Source organism: Paenibacillus germinis, assembly GCF_013141785.1.
In the GTDB taxonomy this organism is placed as follows: domain Bacteria; phylum Bacillota; class Bacilli; order Paenibacillales; family NBRC-103111; genus Paenibacillus_E; species Paenibacillus_E phytorum.
Map to the genome: position 1 here is coordinate 176,829 of NZ_WHOC01000149.1, position 17,558 is coordinate 194,386.

Consider the following 17,558-nt stretch of genomic DNA (forward strand, 5'->3'; position numbering starts at 1 on the left):
TGTTTGAGCTTTATGTGTCGTCGAATATTTAGCGGAGCGGATTTATAAAAGGCCGGAAGAGCGACTTTTGTAAAGCTGTTCCTACCAACTCAATCCAATAAAAGGAACAGCTTTACAATGGAGTCCTGGAGGTTTTTATAAATTCGCGGAGCGACCGTTAATTCGACAGAACGCAAAGGATAGGGTCAAAGCTTTTTACCCTACCTTATGCAAGCTCGTCTGATTTTAGGCATGCTGGGCACCACCATTTGTGAAGATGCATATGCTGAACACAGAATTGAACCTTCAAAGGACAGTGAGGAGAATTACCGATGGAAGTGACCTCTCATTTGAAATGGAACCCCGTTCTAGCCGACCCCACAGGACAAAGGCAGGCTAAACCAAGAACGCTGGGCAAAACGATGGTGATGGATAAAGGATTAGGCTTGAACGCTTTTCAAGATCTGCTCAGCACGTCTAGCAGCCATCTGGATATGATCAAAATTGGCTTCGGTACCTCGCCGCTTTATCCGCTAAACGTACTTAAAAGTAAGATTAACTCAGCAAAAGAAAACGGCATCTGCATTTACCCGGGTGGTACCTTTCTGGAGGTCGCCATCAGACAGAATGCAGTAAGCTCTTTTTTTGACATGCTTATCGCACTTGGTTTTAATGGCGTTGAAATTTCCGACGGGACGATTGAGATGGAGCGCAGACTCAGGAATGAGCTTATTGCCAGAGGATTGGAGGAGGGTTTCGAGGTCATTACCGAATATGGCAAGAAAGGCTGGGGATCCTCCATTGAATTGGAGGAATTAATTGACACAGTCTTAATCGACACGGAACTCGGGGCAAAATTGGTTACCATAGAAGCTCGGGAATCGGGCATGGGCGTTGGGATTTTTGATAATAACGGAAAATGTAAAGACGACGAACTGCAAAGAGTACTTTCCGCAATTCCTGGGCAGCAGCTCTTATGGGAAGCACCGCTCAAAAGTCAGCAGGTGCATTTAATTAGTATGCTAGGCCCAGACATCCACTTGGGTAATATTTCACCGGATGAGTTGATGGCGTTGGAAGCGTTACGGAGAGGACTCCGTTCCGATACGTTGTCTTTAGGTACCAGAAAGGATTAAAAGATGCATATCGAGGTTGTCGCCAACATCGGCGAAGCTAGAAGTGACGAATTTCTTCATAAAACCGTCATTGTCGTTGATGTTTTACGTGCAACTAGCACGATCATCACCGCACTGATTAACGGTTGCAAAGCCATTGTTCCTGTGGAAACAGTTCTGAAAGCCAAAGAGTTATTTCGTGAGGGTGACTTGCTTGGAGGCGAGCGTTTTTGCAAAAAGATTCCTGGTTTCGATTTCGGCAATTCGCCACTGGAATACACGAAAGCAGCCGTCCAAGGCAAGCGAATTATTCTCACAACCACGAATGGAACAAGAGGCATTCAGAAAGCGATGAAAGCCGATCACGTACTAGCGGGAGCCCTATTAAATAGCAGAGCCTGTGCGAGGACCGCGGTCGATTTCAAACGGGACACCGTTATTTTGTGTGCAGGAACCCAAGATGTTTTCTCATTGGAAGATGGACTTTGCGCAGGTCTTATTCTTGAGGAACTATCGATTCTGCTCGGTGACAAAAATATGGCAGTCAATGACTTCGGCATGGCGATGCGGGGATGTTATTTGCAATCAAAAGATACGTTGTTCGAGACAATATTAGCCTCCAGTAATGGAAAGAAAATGAATAAGTCTGGTTTCCAGGCTGATTTGGTTTTGTGCGCCAAAGCGAATACCACAGATCAAGTTCCCATACTGGAACGAGATCAGATGGTACTGATGCAACATTGACAGACACGCCTTCGTTCTAAATACAAGCCCTTCTCATAAACTAAGATTGAAGTTATGAGGACGAGGGGTTTTGACATTATGAATGGCGATTTGCTCTTAGTTATTCTCATTATTATTGGACTCATAGGACGATCACCAATCATTACGACCGCGGCTTGCATTTTACTTGCGATTAAACTTATTGGTTTAGATCGTTATTTCCCTACAATGGAGCGTAGAGGATTAGAACTCGGGTTGCTGTTCTTGACGATTGGGGTACTGGTCCCCTTTGCCAGCGAGCGCATTTCTATGAAGGATATCCTATCGGTATTCACCACTTGGCCAGGTATCATCGCACTACTTGGCGGAGCTATTGCTACTTATATGAATGGAAAAGGGTTGGAACTGCTAAAAATAGACCCACAATTAATTGTGGGTCTTGTGATTGGTTCTATATTTGGCATTATATTTATGCGCGGCATTCCGGTTGGCCCTTTAATGGCAGCCGGAATAACGGCTTTTTTATTAAAGCTAGCTTATTTTATTTCGGATAAAATGCATTGAAAATCCGACTATCTACGATCTTCTGGCCCACCAACAAACGCATGCTCCGTAGTGTCCAAGCCATACGCTGTGTGCAGAGCACGGATAACTTCGGTTAGGTTCGTGTTGTCAACGACACATGACATTTTAATCTCGGACGTACTAACTAACGAAATAGAGATGCCAAGATCTGAAATCACTTTGAACATTGTTGCAGCAACGCCTGGTGTACTTACCATACCAGCGCCAACAATGGACACCTTCACAAGGTTCACTTCCGAAGTAACTTCTCGGTATCCGATGTCACCGCGAATTTTTTCAATGACGGTCAATGCTTTTTCGCGATCAGCTAGGGTCGTTGTGAAAGAGAAATCAGCCGAACCGCTGATCACACCGCTTTGTACGATGATGTCGACATCAATTTGCTCTTCGGCAAGTGCGATAAATACTTTCGCCAGCTGTCCCGGTTTCTCAGGTACACCTAGAATACTAATTCTTGCCACATTCTTATCGTAAGCGATGCCTCGAACGACGATTCCTTGCTCCATCACTGCTTCCTCCTTCACGTTGGTACCTTCATTGTAAGTAAAGCTGGAACGCACCACTAAGGTAACGTTATAATTTTTGGCATATTCTACAGCTCTCGGATGCAGAACAGCAGCCCCTAAATTAGCAAGCTCCAGCATCTCATCATAGGAAATTTCATTTAGCTTTCTCGCTACTTTCACTATGCGCGGATCTGTGGAGTAGATACCATCTACATCAGTATAAATCTCACATAGATCTGCTTTAATTGCAGCAGCAAGCGCAACTGCCGTTGTATCCGACCCGCCGCGACCTAGTGTGGTAATCTCACCTGCTTCAGTCATCCCTTGGAAGCCGGCTACAATGACGACATTGCCTTGTTCTAGAGCTTTCAGTACACGGTGTGGCTGAATATCCGTAATTCTTGCCTTAGCATGAACCGGTTCCGTATAAATACCACTTTGCCAACCGGTATAAGAAACCGCCTGCTCACCCAAATTATGTATCGCCATCGATAAGAGAGCTACCGATACCTGCTCTCCTGTCGTTAATAGCATATCCATTTCACGAGCCGGAGGAGCTCCATCGTAAATTTGCTTAGACAGGTCGATCAAATCATCCGTTGTATCTCCCATCGCCGAAACGACAACAACGCAGCTGTGTCCTGCTTGTTTTCGCTCTACGATTCTTTTTGCAACACGCTTCATTCGCTCTGCATCACCGACAGAGCTTCCGCCAAATTTCATCACTATAAGAGACAAAGCTGACCCACTCCCAACGCATACTAGTGCATAACAATTCAATATTATAGCATAAAAACACCTTGCTGTGGTAAGAAATCCACGTGAAATGAAAAAAAGCCTTTTGGACTCCAAAGAGTCTGAAAGGCTTTAGTCATTAGTTGCTCGCGCGTGAAAGGTATTTTCCATCATCTGTATCAACGGAAAGAATATCGCCTTCGTTGATGAAAAGTGGCACCATCACATTAAGACCTGTTTCCACTTTCGCATTTTTCAAAGCACCTTGAGCTGTGTTTCCTTTAACGCTTGCATCGGTTTCGATAACTTTCAAGTCAACGCTCTTCGGAAGGTTAATCCCAAGAATTTCACCTTGATAGCTCATGATTTTGATGTTCATGTTTTCTTTCAGAAAGTTCAATTCCCATTTCAATTGTTCATGGGAAAGGGAAATCTGATCAAACGTCTCTGTATCCATGAATGTGTACTCGTCGCCAGCTGCGTACAAGTATTGCATTTCACGGTTTTCGATGTGCGCTCGTCCAACGTTCTCGCCAGCACGGAATGTACGTTCAACGGTATTGCCGTTACGTAGATTCTTAAGTTTGGAACGCACGAATGCAGCGCCTTTACCTGGTTTAACGTGTTGGAAATCTAGAACGGTGAAAATATCGTGCTCAACTACAATCGTAAGACCTGTTTTGAAATCGTTAACTGATATCACTTGTGAATCCCTCCGCTAGTCAATAATAAGAAAATCTTTGGTAGAATGTGTAAGTATTTTAATGCCGGTGTCAGTAATTACTGCGTCATCCTCAATTCGAACTCCGCCAAAGTTGGGGAGATAAATACCAGGTTCAACCGTAACCACCATACCAGGTGTTAAAATCATATCCTCGGTTTTCGACAAGCGTGGATTTTCATGTACCTCCATGCCTAAACCATGTCCGGTACCGTGACCGAAGTAATCGCCATAGCCATGCTTTACGATAACATCACGTGCAAAAGCATCGCCCTCTCGGCCAGTGATACCTGGTTTGAGATTGGCTAAACAGTTTAATTGGGCTTCCAGTACAATGTCATAAATTTCTTTATGTTTGTCTGTCGGCTTACCTAGCATAACCGTTCTAGTGATATCTGAGCAATACCCTTTATAATACGCTCCAAAATCCAATTTGACAAATTCGTTTATTTGTAGCACGCGATCACTTGCTTTGCCATGAGGAAGCGCAGATCGTTCTCCAGAGGCTACAATCGTTTCAAACGATGTAGAAGTCCCTCCATTTTTGCGGATAAACATCTCAATCTCAAGAGCGATGTCCTTCTCCTGCACACCTGGCTTGATGAAAGACAGAATGTGTGAGAAAGTTTGATCAGCTAGATCGGCGGCTTCTTGCATAATCTGTAATTCCGCCTCATCTTTAACCATTCGAATCAACTCAACAATGCGCGATGTAGGCACCAATTCGATACCCGCTAATCCATCTTGGTAGCTTAGGAAATCGCCGTAGGATACATCCACTTGCTCGAAGCCAAGCTTCGTGATCCCTTGCTGCTGTAAAAGTTCTTTCACGGTTTCGATTGCTTTAGCTTTATGCTCAACAACTTCAAATAGCTTAGCTTGCTGAGGAGCTTGCGTCATATAACGAAAATCAGTTAACAGCAAAGCACGATCTAACGTTATAAGGACATAGCCAGAAGACCCAGTGAAACCAGATACATATGTACGGTTGTATGCGTTCGTGATAAGTATTGCCGGTAAATCTTGCTGTTGCATAACCTTGCGAAGACGTTCAATGCGTTTTTCCTGCATTGCGATCACCAATCTTTCTTACGTCCCTTAGGGACGACAGAGTCGTTTATCCTAGCATATGGGGTAGTAATGCTCTTAAACCAAGTTCATAGCTTTGTGCACCGAATCCACAGATTTGACCGATAACGACAGGCGCAGTAACCGAATGATGACGAAACTCCTCACGCTTATGAATATTCGAAATGTGAACTTCTACAGTTGGCAACTGTACCGTGGAAAGTGCATCGCGAATGGCATAACTATAATGCGTGAATGCTCCTGGGTTGATCACAATACCATCTTTTGTGCCGAACGCTTCATGAATTTTATCAATAATATCGCCTTCATGATTCGATTGAAAGCTCTCAAGCTCGATCGACAGCGTCTCAGCTAATTCATTCAAACCTTGAATAATCGTTGAAAGCGAAACCGTTCCATACACGCCAGGTTCACGTACGCCGAGCATATTTAAGTTCGGACCATTAATGACTAGAACCTTTTTCAACAGGAAATCACTCCCAAGCATTTTTTCATTGAAAAATGGGCTCTACAAGCCTATTTAACCTTGTTATTTTACCATAACTTTCATGTCTTGTGTATAGGTTGTCTTGTTCTTGCATCCGTGTATTCAATAGAAATCGAATAACCAATAAACATCCCCCATAACAGGAATAAACAAAAATCACTAAGAACAGTATCTAAATCTAGATCCTGAATCCAATAGGTCATCCCCAATAAGGGACCAATGAGTAAATATATAACTGCCCACCATAGAACACCATACCCTAGCCCCCACCATGGCCCCTGAAGCTTCCACATCGTGACCATATAGATGTACGCAGCAATGATTGAAAAGAGGGTGAAGAAGCCCCAACCAACGAGCGTCCCCTGCCAAGTATGCAAAAAATCATGTTTGAAAAATGGCTCCACAAGAAAACCGATTACAATCTTGGTGAACTTTAAATAATACTCAACAATTTTGATTGCTCCCCATATGAATCCTGCGAAAAAACCGATGTAAAGGGCAAATACCCAACGATTCGTCAGGATTTTTTCTTCCTTTTTATCACTTGTCATCCATTGTCTTCCTTTCTCTACACATGTTGCTTGTCTTTCCTTAGGTAAGAATAGTATGTTCTACCGCTATCGGTAGCATTCAATCTACGAATCCGTTACAATAAGAAAGTACAAATAACTGAATTTGAGAAAGATAAGAAGGTGGATCTTGTGGCAGAACAAAACAGTATATACGGAGGACAGGCCGTCATTGAAGGCGTCATGTTCGCAGGAAAAAATGTGCATGTAACCGCTGTGCGCAAAAAAGACGGTTCCCTTGATTACTTAGAAGTACCGAAGAAAGTGATCCCTTGGGTCCAAACACTCAAGAAAATTCCGTTTATACGCGGTATTGTGGGAATCATTGAATCAAGCGCTAAAGGCGCGCAGCATCTGAATTTCTCAGCTGAATCCTTCGCTGAACAAGAAGGCGAGGATGCTAACAGTGCCAAGAAAGAAGAAAAACCAGGTTTCTTTTCTAATATTTCGATGATTCTTGGCGTAGCAGTTGTAGGTGTGATTTCATTTCTATTCGGGAAATTCGTATTCACGCTGGTTCCAGCTGTCATTGAACAGTTTTTGTTTCAAAATGTATTTAGCAATCAATTTCTTCATAATCTTATAGAAGGTGTTATTAAGATTATTTTACTTGTCGGATATATTTATTTCATATCTTTGACACCTATGATCCGCAGATTGTTTCAATATCATGGCGCTGAGCACAAGGTCATTAGTGCTTATGAGGCAGGCGTAGAGCTTACGGTAAGTAACGTACAGAAATTCAACACGCTTCATTATCGTTGTGGCAGCAGCTTCATCGTTTTCACTGTATTGATTGGAGTCGTCATTTACTCATTCCTTCACTATGACGGATATGTCGAACGCATCGTGCAGCGTTTAATATTGCTGCCAGTAGTCATCGGTGTTTCTTACGAGGTGTTACGATTCACCAATTCGCTTCGTGAAGTTCCTGTGCTTCGTTACTTAGGTTATCCTGGACTATGGCTTCAACTGCTTACGACCAAGGAGCCTGAAGACAGTCAAGTTGAGGTGTCGATTGCTTCTTTCAACCGTATGCGGGAAGCAGAACAACGAATTTTGGAGGGACGGGCATGAGAAGAAAATTTTCCCCGATCGAGGTCGCTATTGCGATTTTGATTGCGATTGGTTTGCTGGTAAGTTTGCGAACTTTATTCATTCCTATTCTCGTGTTAGGGATTATTTTTCTTCTTTACAAATTTCCACCTTCTCGTTGGAGAAAACCTTCGATTGGTCGGGGGCCAGCCAAAGGGAAAAGGAAAAACGCCAAGTTCCGTGTTATTAACGGAAGTAAAGATTCTGATTCGGATGATTTACCCAAATATCATTAATACACTTAGCGTTATTGGCGCCGCAATACTAACTTCTCGTAATTCTGTTCATATGTTTCAGCGGACCAATTGTTGAAGTAGTCATTGGAAGCTTTAAAGCCCGATTCGTATAACGACATACTGAGTTCCTTTGATAAGTTAAACTGCGTATTTCCCACACCTAACGTAGGTATTTTGACCGTACGGAACCGGTTCTTTTGCTCGATGTAACGCTCATCATGAGCGCTCAGCATCGTTCCAAATAACGCTTCCAGCATGGTTATCGGTCCTTTAATTTTACGAGTGGGCATATCGCTTTTACCGACTAATTGGAAACCAATAACAGGAATGATATCCTCACGATCCGTTTCCTGGTCGAACACCCAAAGTGGATAGTTGCTTAACAAGCCACCATCTACAATATAATAAAATTGCTCTGCGAAAGGCGCTGCCTTTGCAGAGCTTTTTATTTTGCGCCGAATCATGACGGGATCGAAGAAATACGGAATGCTTGTGCTCATTCGAACAGCTTTGGCGATAGAGAATTTGCGTGGATCGATCCCATATTGCGCAATATCATCAGGTAAAATCAAAAGCTTACCTTGCGTAATATCGGATGCAATAACGCGCAGCTGATTATGTCTCAAGTCACCAAATGTACGGATTCCTTTGACTGCCAATTGTTGACTTACCCAATCCTCTAACGCTGCTCCGGAGTACAAGCCTTTTTTGATGAACAGCCTCGCGGCCGGACCAATAATTTTCGTATTAAAAATAGGTGAACGCTGCATAAACGACCTGAAAGGTGCTCTCAGGATCATTTCCTTCATGTCTTCTCCGGTATAACCCGCGGCCAAAAGAGCCGCTACGATAGCCCCTGAGCTTGTACCTGCGACTTCATTGAAGACATGCCCCTGCTTCATCGCCGCGCTTACACCACCAGCCAGTGCGATCCCCTTTACGCCTCCGCCTTCAAACACTCCGTTGATCTTCAAATCGACACCCCTCCTAGTATATCGACTATAGGGCTTCCATTGTTATGTATGCGGAGGCAGTATGTTTATATACCCAAAAAAAAGACAGTGCACCGCAAATAGCGGTCCCTGCCTAGCTTTCAGCTTCTAAATCTTTACGAACATTCATTAGATCATCCATCCGATTCGGTTCTCTTCGAAAATATTCTAATAACGTTTCAATACAAGTAATGGAATCCCAGCTTAAATGATGCTCAATTCCTTCTACATCCTTATATATATTGTCCTCTTGGACACCAATAGTCGTTAAGAAATTTTCTAGAAGTTGATGACGCTCCACTAAACGCTTCCCCATCTTCTTCCCTTTGGGAGTTAACATGAGTCCGCGATATTTTTCATAGATCAAGTAATTATCTTTATCCAGTTTTTGAATCATTTTAGTTACAGAAGAGGGGTGCACCTCAAGCCCTTCAGCAATGTCGGAGACACGAGCGTAACCTTTCTCGTCAATAAGCTTATATATTCTCTCCAAATAGTCTTCCATGCTTGGCGTTGCCATTGCTTTATTTCCCCCTGCTTTTCCTTTATTTCCTGCCTACTGCTTAACTATCATAATGCATCAACCCAGATGCGGTCAAATATCCCATGGTTCATCAAGTTATGACGATGGCACACTAATGTACAACAAAGAATCGAACAGATATGAGTGAAAGGAGCTTATCAAGTCTACTGAATTGCTCTCCAGACCCATGCCAAGCACAACAAACATACCCGGTTTCGTTTTAGTGTGAATGCAGACTATGTCATTAAAAACTTCGAACCTGGCACTTCCAAGTTTCATGAACGAATCGAAGCCGCAGGTAAAGTAGCCCGTGCAGGTTATCCACTTGGCTTTATTATGCACCAATCATTTGGCATGAAGGATGGGAAGAAGGCTATAGTACTTTGCTTGAACGTCTTTATAAAGAACTCCCTGTTGATGCGACGAAAGATTTAACCTAGAAATGGACGAAGAAAAACGAAAGTACAAATGGGGAAAATACGGGAAAGGGAAATACGTCTACAATGATGAACAAGCAAACGCACTAAGGGAATTTATCACAGAGCAAATCTTTGATAAATTCCCTGATGCGAAGATCGAATATTTCACGTAACTAGAACTTTAACCAATCGGGGGTTATAGAGTTTAACCAAAGCGTGATTTGCGTCATTTTGCCTGTATAGAGCAGAACCGCAATGACGATCATCAAGCCCCCTCCTATTTTCATAATCAGGTTTGAATAGCGCAATATCCATTTCGTAGATCCAATAAAAAAAGATAGTACAAAAAATGGAATCGCAAAGCCAAGCGAATAGGCAGTCGTTAATTGAAACCATGTACCAGGTTCCGTCGTAGCGAGTGCAAGGATGGCGGACAGAATCGGTCCAACACAAGGGGACCACCCTGCAGCAAATCCCATTCCAACAAGAACGGAACCAATATACCCGGCAGGACGAAATTTGATATTGAATTTACGTTCCTTCATTAACCATTGAGGTTGAAAAATGCCGAGCAGGAACAATCCCATGATGAAAATTAATAAAGCTGCTATTTGTCGAAGCAAATCACGATAATCAATGAAAAAATTGCCTAGGAAGCCCGCTGTTAAGCCTAACGCATAAAATATGATTGAAAACCCTACGATAAAACTTAACGTATGAAGCATCGTTTGACGCCGAACTGCCGAAGATGATTCCCCAGATTTCAATTCACTAACTGATATTCCCGTTATGTAGGAAAGATAAGAAGGATATAAGGGCAAACAACAAGGTGATATGAAGGAAGCAATTCCCGCCCATAAAGCAATCCACAAATTAACAGAATCCATATTAAATCCTCAATCCTCTTTTCAAAATGATCCCGATCAGTATTGCTATAAGAGTGAGTACAACCGTTCCACCCGGAGCAAGATCCCATACACCGGCAACGACAAGACCAATGACAACTGCAATTTCAGAAAAAAGTATCGCTAAAAAGACGGAGTGCTTAAAGCTCCGAGCGATCAATAAGCTGCACGCTACTGGTATCGTTAATAACGAGGACACTAGCAGTGCTCCGACAATTTTGATAGCGACTGATATCACAAGAGCCGTTAGCATTGTAATCATCATATTATAATATTTAAGCGGAAGTCCACTTACACTCGCAGCATCTTCATCAAAGAACATAAGAAAGAACTCTTTGAAATGGGCCGCGATTACGCCGACTACGAGTACACAAACACCAAAAACAACCCACAAATCGGTTGAATCCAATGTGTAAATACTGCCGAACAAATAACTCATGACGTTCATATTAAAGCCTTTGCCAATGGTAAAAAGTAGAGTCGCCAGTGCAACCCCGCCTGACATAATAATGGCTATGGAAAGCTCAGCATAAGTCTTGTAGGCTTTGCGCAAACGTTCAATGGCAAACGATGCAAGCAAAGCGAACACGAGGCCAACCCCCAAAGGATACACGTTAATGAGAAATCCAAGAGCAACACCTGCAATTGAAACATGCGCAAGAGTATCTCCAATCATGGATAACCGTCGAAGGACAAGAAAAACGCCCATTAAAGGCGCTGTAAGCCCAATCAGAATGCCACCAATTAATGCACGTTGAAAAAAGTATTCCGTAAATATGTCCAAAATGCCCGCTCCTAATATAGGGATCTTTGTTCGGAGAACAAAGTCTCTCCTCTTTATTGAACTCCGATCATCTCACGAATCTGGCCGATTGAGTGTGTCAAATTCGTCTCACGGCAATCCTCCGGATCATGGGTATGCTTTACATAAAACTTAATGCCGCCACTTACCTTCTGCGGCTCTGTACCTAGGTATGACTGCATCATGTCCATATCATGGGATACCATGATGAAGGTCATATGATGATGCTGGTGCATGTGTCGGATCATTCGAAAAAATCCGACCTGCGTTTCAGCATCAATGCCAACCGTCGGCTCATCGAGAATGAGCAGCTCAGGGTTGTTTACGATAGCGCGTGCAAGGAAAGCACGCTGCTGTTGTCCGCCCGATAGCTGACCAATACGTCGGTCAGCCAAATCCTCGATGCGCATTGCAAGCATCGCGTCTTCGGCCTTTTGAAGGTCGGCTTTGGTCAACCGGCGATAAACCCGCTTCTTGCTGTACATGCCAGATAAAACAATTTCCCTTACTGTAGCTGGGAATAAGGGGTTGAACGCATTTTTTTGAGGTACATAACCGATACGTTCCCAATCTTTGAATTGGCTCAGCGGGCGATCAAACAGCCTGATCTCCCCAACTGTTGGTTTCAACAGACCGACAAGCATTTTAAGCAGTGTGGTTTTCCCAGCACCATTGGAACCGATGACACCCACAAAATCACGTTCAAGAACATCGAAATGAAGTTTATCTATCACTTTCTTATTATCATAAGAGAATGAAAGGTTATCAATAGATACTATGCTTCGATGGCAAAAGTTTTTACTGTTATTCTCCATCTTCTTACTCCTGACTCATAAAGAATGGAATTACTCTTACCTTATTGTAAGGCAATTACTAAGTTTTTCAAATTTTCGTCCATGATCGAGATATAATCTTTGCCTGACTTCATCTGTTCATCCGTTAATCCCTCAATCGGGTTAAGTACCATTGTGTCCACTTTAGCATCTTTAGCTAACGTTTTGGCTAATTTATCTGATACCAGTTCTTCAAAGAAAATATATTTCAAACCATGTTCTTTCAAAAACTCATTCATTTTCTTCAAATCCTGAGCCGTCGGCTCCGCATCCGGTGATAATCCCATTATGGACATTTGTGTTAAACCATAATCCCTACATAAATAAGCAAAAGCATGATGAGAAACCGCAATTTCTTTCTTCGAAGTACCAGCAATTTCCTTTTTGTACCGCGCATCCAAATCGGTCAATTTCGCAGCATATTTCGTATAATTTTGCTCAAAAACATCCTTGTGAGCAGGATCCGCTTCAATCAGAGCTATTTTAATATTATAAGCCATTTTCACAGCGTTTAACGGGCTTAACCAAGCATGAGGATCATATTCCTCTTTATTTTCCGTCGTTTTTATTAAATCTGCCCCTTTACTGGCCTCAACAACCTTTAAAGTCGAGTCTGCTGACAAACTACCGAGGAAGTCCTCTACCCAACCTTCAAATCCTGCTCCTTGATACACAAAAATTTGGGCTTGTGTCATATTTTTGATGTCTCTGCTCTTTGGCGACCAGTCATGCGGTTCTACGCCAGCTGGAACCAAATTGATCGCATTCACATACTCCCCGCCAATATTGCGAGTAAATTCATAAAGGGGATAAAAACTGGTCACCACATTGACTTTGCCTTGAACCATCTTAGCTTTAGAACTAGCAATACTTCCACAACCAGCCATGACAACAGTTAAAATAGCCAACAAGACTATGTAAAGAACTCTCTTATTTCTTATCATCATAATCAACCCACCCATTTTCTAAATCGTAATAATTTTTATTAACGAATTGATTATACGAGTCCCCTTAATTGAAGTCAATACATCGAAGCGCAAAAAACAAAAAAGCCAGCTGTCAAATTCACAGCATGGCCCTATCTGTTGCAAGTTATTGGTTTGCTTTTGTTATTTCGATTGACCTCCACCACCCCCCGTCTTGTTCGAACTACCTGAATCTCCCTCCTTCGACCCACCTGAATCTTTTTTACTTGTATCCCCACTTCCCTTAGAATCAGATGGTTTATCACTTTCCTCTTTTAATTTCTTATAACGTTCTTCTGATTGTTTAATAAGCTTGGTATCCTGTTCAATCTTGTATTGAAGAATCTCATTATAAATCTCGTATTGCTTCTTCAACTCTTGATCAATAACACTTTCTTTCCCCTTCGTACTCTGTGTTTTAGATTTCGATTGATCCTTTTTGGCATCCTCCTTTTTCTTACTTGAGTCGCCACCGAAAATCGAACAAGCCGATATAAGAATAACCATTCCTGTTATACCCATTAATTTCACAAGAAACCGAACATTCATATGCCTCACTCCGTGGTTAGTTTCCTTTATCATGCCCCACTCACATTAAAAACACCCATACTAACACAAACACCCCATACCGGATAAATAAGGGATGAGGTGTTTGTTCGTTTTGGCTCCTATTATTTCACAATTGCTCCATTAGGCATCGAATCAGGGACTGTAGCAAGAGTGAGCTGGTCGCCATGTGAAGCAGCGAGAATCATACCTTGTGACAGCTCGCCGCGCAGCTTGACGGGCTTTAAATTCGTGACGCAAATCACTTTGCGTCCAGCAAGCTCTTCGGGCGAGTAAAACTTCGCGATGCCTGATACAACCTGGCGCTGCTCGTATCCGAGGTCGAGCTGAAGCTTGAGAAGCTTATCGGCGCCTTTCACAGGCTCCGCCGATAACACCTGAGCTACGCGCAGCTCCACCTTGGCGAAATCGTCAATCGCGATTTCTTCCTTAGCCTCTGGCGCGGGCACTGTGCTGGCAGCAACTGCAGGTGCAGCCGCTGTCGCTTCGTCGGCGCTAGATGCAGCGCCGCCTCCCATGGCCTCGACGATGTAGGCGACTTCTGCCTCCACGTCCAGTCGAGGGAACATAGGCTCTCCCTTCTGCACCTTTGTGCCAGCAGGGAGATGCCCGAAGGTTTGCACGCTCTCCCACGCCGTCAAACGTGGCAGGTCCTCGGCAGCTAAGCCCAGCTGCTGCCAAATCAGTTGCGGCGTCTTGGTCAAAAACGGACGCAATAACACAGATGAAATGCGCTGGGATTCTGCCAGCACATACATTACGGAGCCAAGTGTCTCGCGCTTGGCTTCATCCTTCACCATCGACCAAGGCTGCGTCTCGTCGATATATTTATTCGTGCGGCTGATAAGCTGCCACACAGCGGAAAGCGCAATGGAAAATTCCATCTTTTCCATTGCTTCCTCGTACTTCGCTACCGTAGAACGAACAGTCTCCAAGAGACTTTCGTCAAATTCGGTAGCCCCCGCAACATATGCGGGAATCTTTCCTGCAAAGTACTTATCGATCATCACGATCGTACGGTTCAATAGATTCCCGAGATCATTGGCGAGGTCATGATTGACTCGCTCAACAAAACTTTCCGGCGTAAATGTTCCATCCGCCCCAAAAGGCACTTCACGCATGAGATAGTAACGCAGCGCATCTAATCCATAACGGTCGATCAACGTAACCGGATCTACAACATTCCCTTTGGACTTCGACATTTTGCCGTCCTTCATGAGCAGCCAGCCGTGCGCAAACACCTTTTTCGGCAAAGGTAATTCAAGCGCCATCAACATAATCGGCCAATAAATCGTATGGAATCGAACAATCTCTTTACTCATTAAATGAACATCCGCAGGCCAATATTTCTTGAAGTTACTTTCATCTTCAGAACCATAGCCAAGTGCAGTAATGTAGTTGGAAAGCGCATCGATCCAGACATAAATGACATGCTTCGGATCCCCTGGAACTTTGATTCCCCAGTCAAACGTCGTTCTGGATACAGCCAAATCCTCAAGACCTGGTTTAATGAAGTTATTCAGCATTTCATTTTTACGAGATTCTGGGTGGATAAAATCTGGATTATCTTCGTAATACTGCACCAAGCGATCGGCGTACTTACTCATCCGGAAGAAATAAGTTTGCTCCTTCATTTTCTCTACAGGTCGCCCACAATCTGGACATTTCCCATCTACCAGCTTGCTTTCCGGGAAAAAAGATTCATCCGGAATACAGTACCAGCCCTCATACTCGCCTAAATAGATATCCCCTTGATCCAGTAATCGTTGAAAAATCTTACCAACAGCATCTTTATGACGATCTTCGGTTGTTCGAATAAAATCATCATATGAAATATCCAGCTTCGCCCAAAGCTCTTTGATTCCTGAAACAATATGATCCACAAATTGCTGAGGCGTCGTCCCTTTCTCCTGGGCCTTACGCTCAATCTTCTGACCATGTTCGTCCGTACCCGTTAAATACCTGACATCAAAGCCGCGCAGTCGCTTGTAACGTGCCATAGCGTCACCGGCTACGGTAGAATAAGCGTGACCAATATGCAGCTTATCACTCGGGTAATAAATTGGTGTTGTAATGTAAAATGTTTTCGCTTGCGTTGACATCATTCGTTCCTCCTAGCAAATAGTAGAAAACACAAAAAACCCTCATCCATCTTGGGACGAGAGTTGAACTCACGCGGTACCACCCAGGTTCCCCCGCCTTTCACAAGCTCGGGGCTCAGTAAGTCGATTACGACTTGCCCATTAACGCTGGGACACGAGGCTAGCTTACTCCCATTTTGACATTTGCTTCACAAATGCAAACTAGGTAGCTCGAAGGCCTATTCTCCGGGACCATATTCCAAACCTACTCCTATACCGGCTTTCACCTAACCCGGCTCTCTGTTTATAGGTATCTGTTTGTACTTATCCGTTCATCGAAACCATATATATACAACTTAAGGCAAATATATCGAAAAAATGAGCTGCCTGTCAAGCAGACTGATCGTTATGAGATAAATTTTCCGCTCGTGCCGGCACATGATCAACACCACCCGGATGAAAAGGATGGCATTTACAAATTCGTTTCACCGTTAACCATGATCCCTTCAACGCACCGTGAACTTCAATTGCTTCTAATGCATATTGCGAACAAGTGGGATAGAATCGGCAAGTAGGCGGCTTCAACGGAGAAATAAACTTCCGATAGAAATGAATAGGTACTTGTAAAGTCTTTTTCAACTGAGCCTCTCTCCCTACTCCATTGTTTTTTCAAAATATGCTGCACATCCATCATGCCTGAAAAAAAGGACAGAGTCAATTCAAGCCTTCGTGCTAAGCTGAGAGTTGAAAACACTTAAGAAAAGTAGGATATAAATAGATCGATGTAAACGTCTTGATCCAATTAATAAACGTAAACCCCGATCTATTTTTGTTATTCAAATATCTTTGGTGATTCTTAGGCAAACTACTCCGTATAGTCAATTTGGAATTGAGTCTATTAATTTTGGATTCTAAGTATGAGCGCAGATTCCACTCGTTAGTGGAGTTTTGGTTTAAATCGGTTTGAAGCGTTTCTTCATTAGATTCCTGATCCTGATCATTGTCTGATGGAGTATCAGAGGCTGATTCTCTTACTTTCTGAAACAAATTAAGCCTATTTTCTTTAACCAAATTTGCATAATGAATTTTCTGAAGCATCAATTGAGCGCTTCTATAATTAATTTCAAGGATATGTGATAAAGAACTCGCCGTATACTCTTTGTCTTCTTGCAATAGCAGTTGGATGGCACGGAACCAATGGAGTAATGAGAGCTTGGATTTATGCATAATCGTCCCAGCAGTTATAGAGACCTGCATTCTGCATTCCTTGCACTCTAATAATCTCCGTGTACGGATTCTAAAAGCTTCATTACAATCACAGCGAGGACAACAAAACCCATTAGACCAGCGCATCTTCATTAAGAAATTCTCACATTCCTCTTCTGTTAGAAACGTAAGAGTTTGGACATCGGTAAATTGTAGTTCCATATCCTCACCTCTCCTCCATTTTCGAACATTTGTTCTTATTTTCATTATTCCAAACAAACGTTCCTTTGTGAAGTTCTTTTATTAAAAGAACTCACATTTTAAAGAGTTGAATTCTGTTATATCTACAAAACGTTGCTTTCTGGCTATTTGAGCTAGCAATATTAATTGGTAGAAATGAAATTCTGAGACATATACAAATGCAA

Annotated in this window: 20 protein-coding genes and 1 pseudogene; 6 read left to right on the forward strand and 15 right to left on the reverse strand. The window is 42.9% G+C overall.

Features of this window, described 5'->3' with window-relative positions; genetic code table 11:
- Positions 1 to 311: 311 nt before the first annotated feature.
- The 3 genes from comA (at position 312) to GC102_RS28275 (ending at position 2,381) form a co-directional block, all read left to right on the forward strand.
- Positions 312 to 1,115: a phosphosulfolactate synthase gene (comA, locus tag GC102_RS28265; protein ID WP_171692459.1), complete on the forward strand. Its 804-nt coding sequence runs from the start codon at positions 312 to 314 to the stop codon at positions 1,113 to 1,115.
- Positions 1,116 to 1,118: 3 nt separating this feature from the next.
- On the forward strand, positions 1,119 to 1,838 hold the full coding sequence (locus GC102_RS28270; RefSeq protein WP_171692460.1) for a 2-phosphosulfolactate phosphatase: 720 nt from the start codon (positions 1,119 to 1,121) through the stop codon (positions 1,836 to 1,838).
- A gap of 78 nt (positions 1,839 to 1,916) precedes the next feature.
- Positions 1,917 to 2,381 (forward strand): DUF441 domain-containing protein, encoded by a 465-nt coding sequence (locus tag GC102_RS28275; protein ID WP_171643506.1) that lies wholly within the window; start codon positions 1,917 to 1,919, stop codon positions 2,379 to 2,381.
- Between the two features lie 8 nt (positions 2,382 to 2,389).
- Here GC102_RS28275 and GC102_RS28280 read toward each other — a convergent pair whose 3' ends face one another.
- From GC102_RS28280 to GC102_RS28300, 5 genes are all read right to left on the reverse strand, one after another.
- Positions 2,390 to 3,646 carry an aspartate kinase gene (locus GC102_RS28280; protein WP_171692461.1) on the reverse strand — a complete coding sequence of 419 codons (1,257 nt, stop codon included), beginning with the start codon at positions 3,644 to 3,646 and terminating at the stop codon, positions 2,390 to 2,392.
- A 136-nt stretch (positions 3,647 to 3,782) separates the two neighbouring features.
- Positions 3,783 to 4,346, reverse strand: a complete 564-nt coding sequence (gene efp / locus GC102_RS28285) for an elongation factor P (protein WP_171692462.1) — start codon at positions 4,344 to 4,346, stop codon at positions 3,783 to 3,785.
- Positions 4,347 to 4,361: 15 nt separating this feature from the next.
- On the reverse strand, positions 4,362 to 5,435 hold the full coding sequence (locus GC102_RS28290; RefSeq protein WP_171692463.1) for a M24 family metallopeptidase: 1,074 nt from the start codon (positions 5,433 to 5,435) through the stop codon (positions 4,362 to 4,364).
- A 46-nt stretch (positions 5,436 to 5,481) separates the two neighbouring features.
- Positions 5,482 to 5,919, reverse strand: a complete 438-nt coding sequence (aroQ, locus tag GC102_RS28295) for a type II 3-dehydroquinate dehydratase (RefSeq protein WP_171643510.1) — start codon at positions 5,917 to 5,919, stop codon at positions 5,482 to 5,484.
- A gap of 80 nt (positions 5,920 to 5,999) precedes the next feature.
- Positions 6,000 to 6,491, reverse strand: coding sequence for a YqhR family membrane protein (locus GC102_RS28300; RefSeq protein WP_171692464.1), 492 nt, complete (start codon positions 6,489 to 6,491; stop codon positions 6,000 to 6,002).
- Between the two features lie 201 nt (positions 6,492 to 6,692).
- Between GC102_RS28300 and GC102_RS28305 the strand changes: the two genes are divergently transcribed.
- Together GC102_RS28305 and GC102_RS28310 are read left to right on the forward strand one after the other, a co-directional pair.
- Positions 6,693 to 7,586: a DUF1385 domain-containing protein gene (locus GC102_RS28305; protein ID WP_171692547.1), complete on the forward strand. Its 894-nt coding sequence runs from the start codon at positions 6,693 to 6,695 to the stop codon at positions 7,584 to 7,586.
- Entirely contained in the window at positions 7,583 to 7,840 is a 258-nt protein-coding gene (locus GC102_RS28310; RefSeq protein ID WP_171643512.1) for a hypothetical protein, read from the forward strand. The genes GC102_RS28305 and GC102_RS28310 overlap by 4 nt, the downstream gene beginning before the upstream one ends.
- Positions 7,841 to 7,851: 11 nt before the next feature.
- Here the strand turns inward: GC102_RS28310 and GC102_RS28315 are convergent, their stop codons facing one another.
- Together GC102_RS28315 and mntR are read right to left on the reverse strand one after the other, a co-directional pair.
- Positions 7,852 to 8,814, reverse strand: a complete 963-nt coding sequence (locus tag GC102_RS28315; protein ID WP_171692465.1) for a patatin-like phospholipase family protein — start codon at positions 8,812 to 8,814, stop codon at positions 7,852 to 7,854.
- Positions 8,815 to 8,926: 112 nt separating this feature from the next.
- Positions 8,927 to 9,352: a transcriptional regulator MntR gene (gene mntR / locus GC102_RS28320; RefSeq protein WP_047673922.1), complete on the reverse strand. Its 426-nt coding sequence runs from the start codon at positions 9,350 to 9,352 to the stop codon at positions 8,927 to 8,929.
- 192 nt (positions 9,353 to 9,544) lie between these two features.
- Between mntR and GC102_RS28325 the strand changes: the two are divergent.
- Positions 9,545 to 9,947 (forward strand): annotated as a pseudogene (locus GC102_RS28325) (spore photoproduct lyase family protein); the annotation flags it as partial.
- Here the strand turns inward: GC102_RS28325 and GC102_RS28330 are convergent.
- The 8 genes from GC102_RS28330 to GC102_RS40750 all read right to left on the reverse strand — a co-directional run bounded on the left by GC102_RS28330 (position 9,948) and on the right by GC102_RS40750 (position 17,400).
- Entirely contained in the window at positions 9,948 to 10,661 is a 714-nt protein-coding gene (locus GC102_RS28330) for a cytochrome c biogenesis CcdA family protein (RefSeq protein ID WP_171692466.1), read from the reverse strand.
- A gap of 1 nt (position 10,662) precedes the next feature.
- On the reverse strand, positions 10,663 to 11,463 hold the full coding sequence (locus GC102_RS28335; protein WP_171643515.1) for a metal ABC transporter permease: 801 nt from the start codon (positions 11,461 to 11,463) through the stop codon (positions 10,663 to 10,665).
- Positions 11,464 to 11,516: 53 nt separating this feature from the next.
- Positions 11,517 to 12,296, reverse strand: a complete 780-nt coding sequence (locus GC102_RS28340; protein WP_171692467.1) for a metal ABC transporter ATP-binding protein — start codon at positions 12,294 to 12,296, stop codon at positions 11,517 to 11,519.
- A gap of 41 nt (positions 12,297 to 12,337) precedes the next feature.
- Positions 12,338 to 13,261, reverse strand: a complete 924-nt coding sequence (locus GC102_RS28345; RefSeq protein ID WP_171692468.1) for a metal ABC transporter substrate-binding protein — start codon at positions 13,259 to 13,261, stop codon at positions 12,338 to 12,340.
- 162 nt (positions 13,262 to 13,423) lie between these two features.
- A complete protein-coding gene (locus GC102_RS28350; RefSeq protein ID WP_171692469.1) occupies positions 13,424 to 13,828 on the reverse strand; it encodes a hypothetical protein in 405 nt (134 codons plus the stop codon).
- Positions 13,829 to 13,950: 122 nt separating this feature from the next.
- Complete coding sequence (metG, locus tag GC102_RS28355) at positions 13,951 to 15,948, reverse strand: methionine--tRNA ligase (protein ID WP_171692548.1); 1,998 nt, start codon at positions 15,946 to 15,948, stop codon at positions 13,951 to 13,953.
- A gap of 369 nt (positions 15,949 to 16,317) precedes the next feature.
- Positions 16,318 to 16,566: a membrane protein insertion efficiency factor YidD gene (gene yidD, locus GC102_RS28360; RefSeq protein WP_171692470.1), complete on the reverse strand. Its 249-nt coding sequence runs from the start codon at positions 16,564 to 16,566 to the stop codon at positions 16,318 to 16,320.
- Between the two features lie 93 nt (positions 16,567 to 16,659).
- Positions 16,660 to 17,400, reverse strand: coding sequence for a transposase (locus GC102_RS40750; RefSeq protein ID WP_376769415.1), 741 nt, complete (start codon positions 17,398 to 17,400; stop codon positions 16,660 to 16,662).
- Positions 17,401 to 17,558 lie beyond the last annotated feature (158 nt).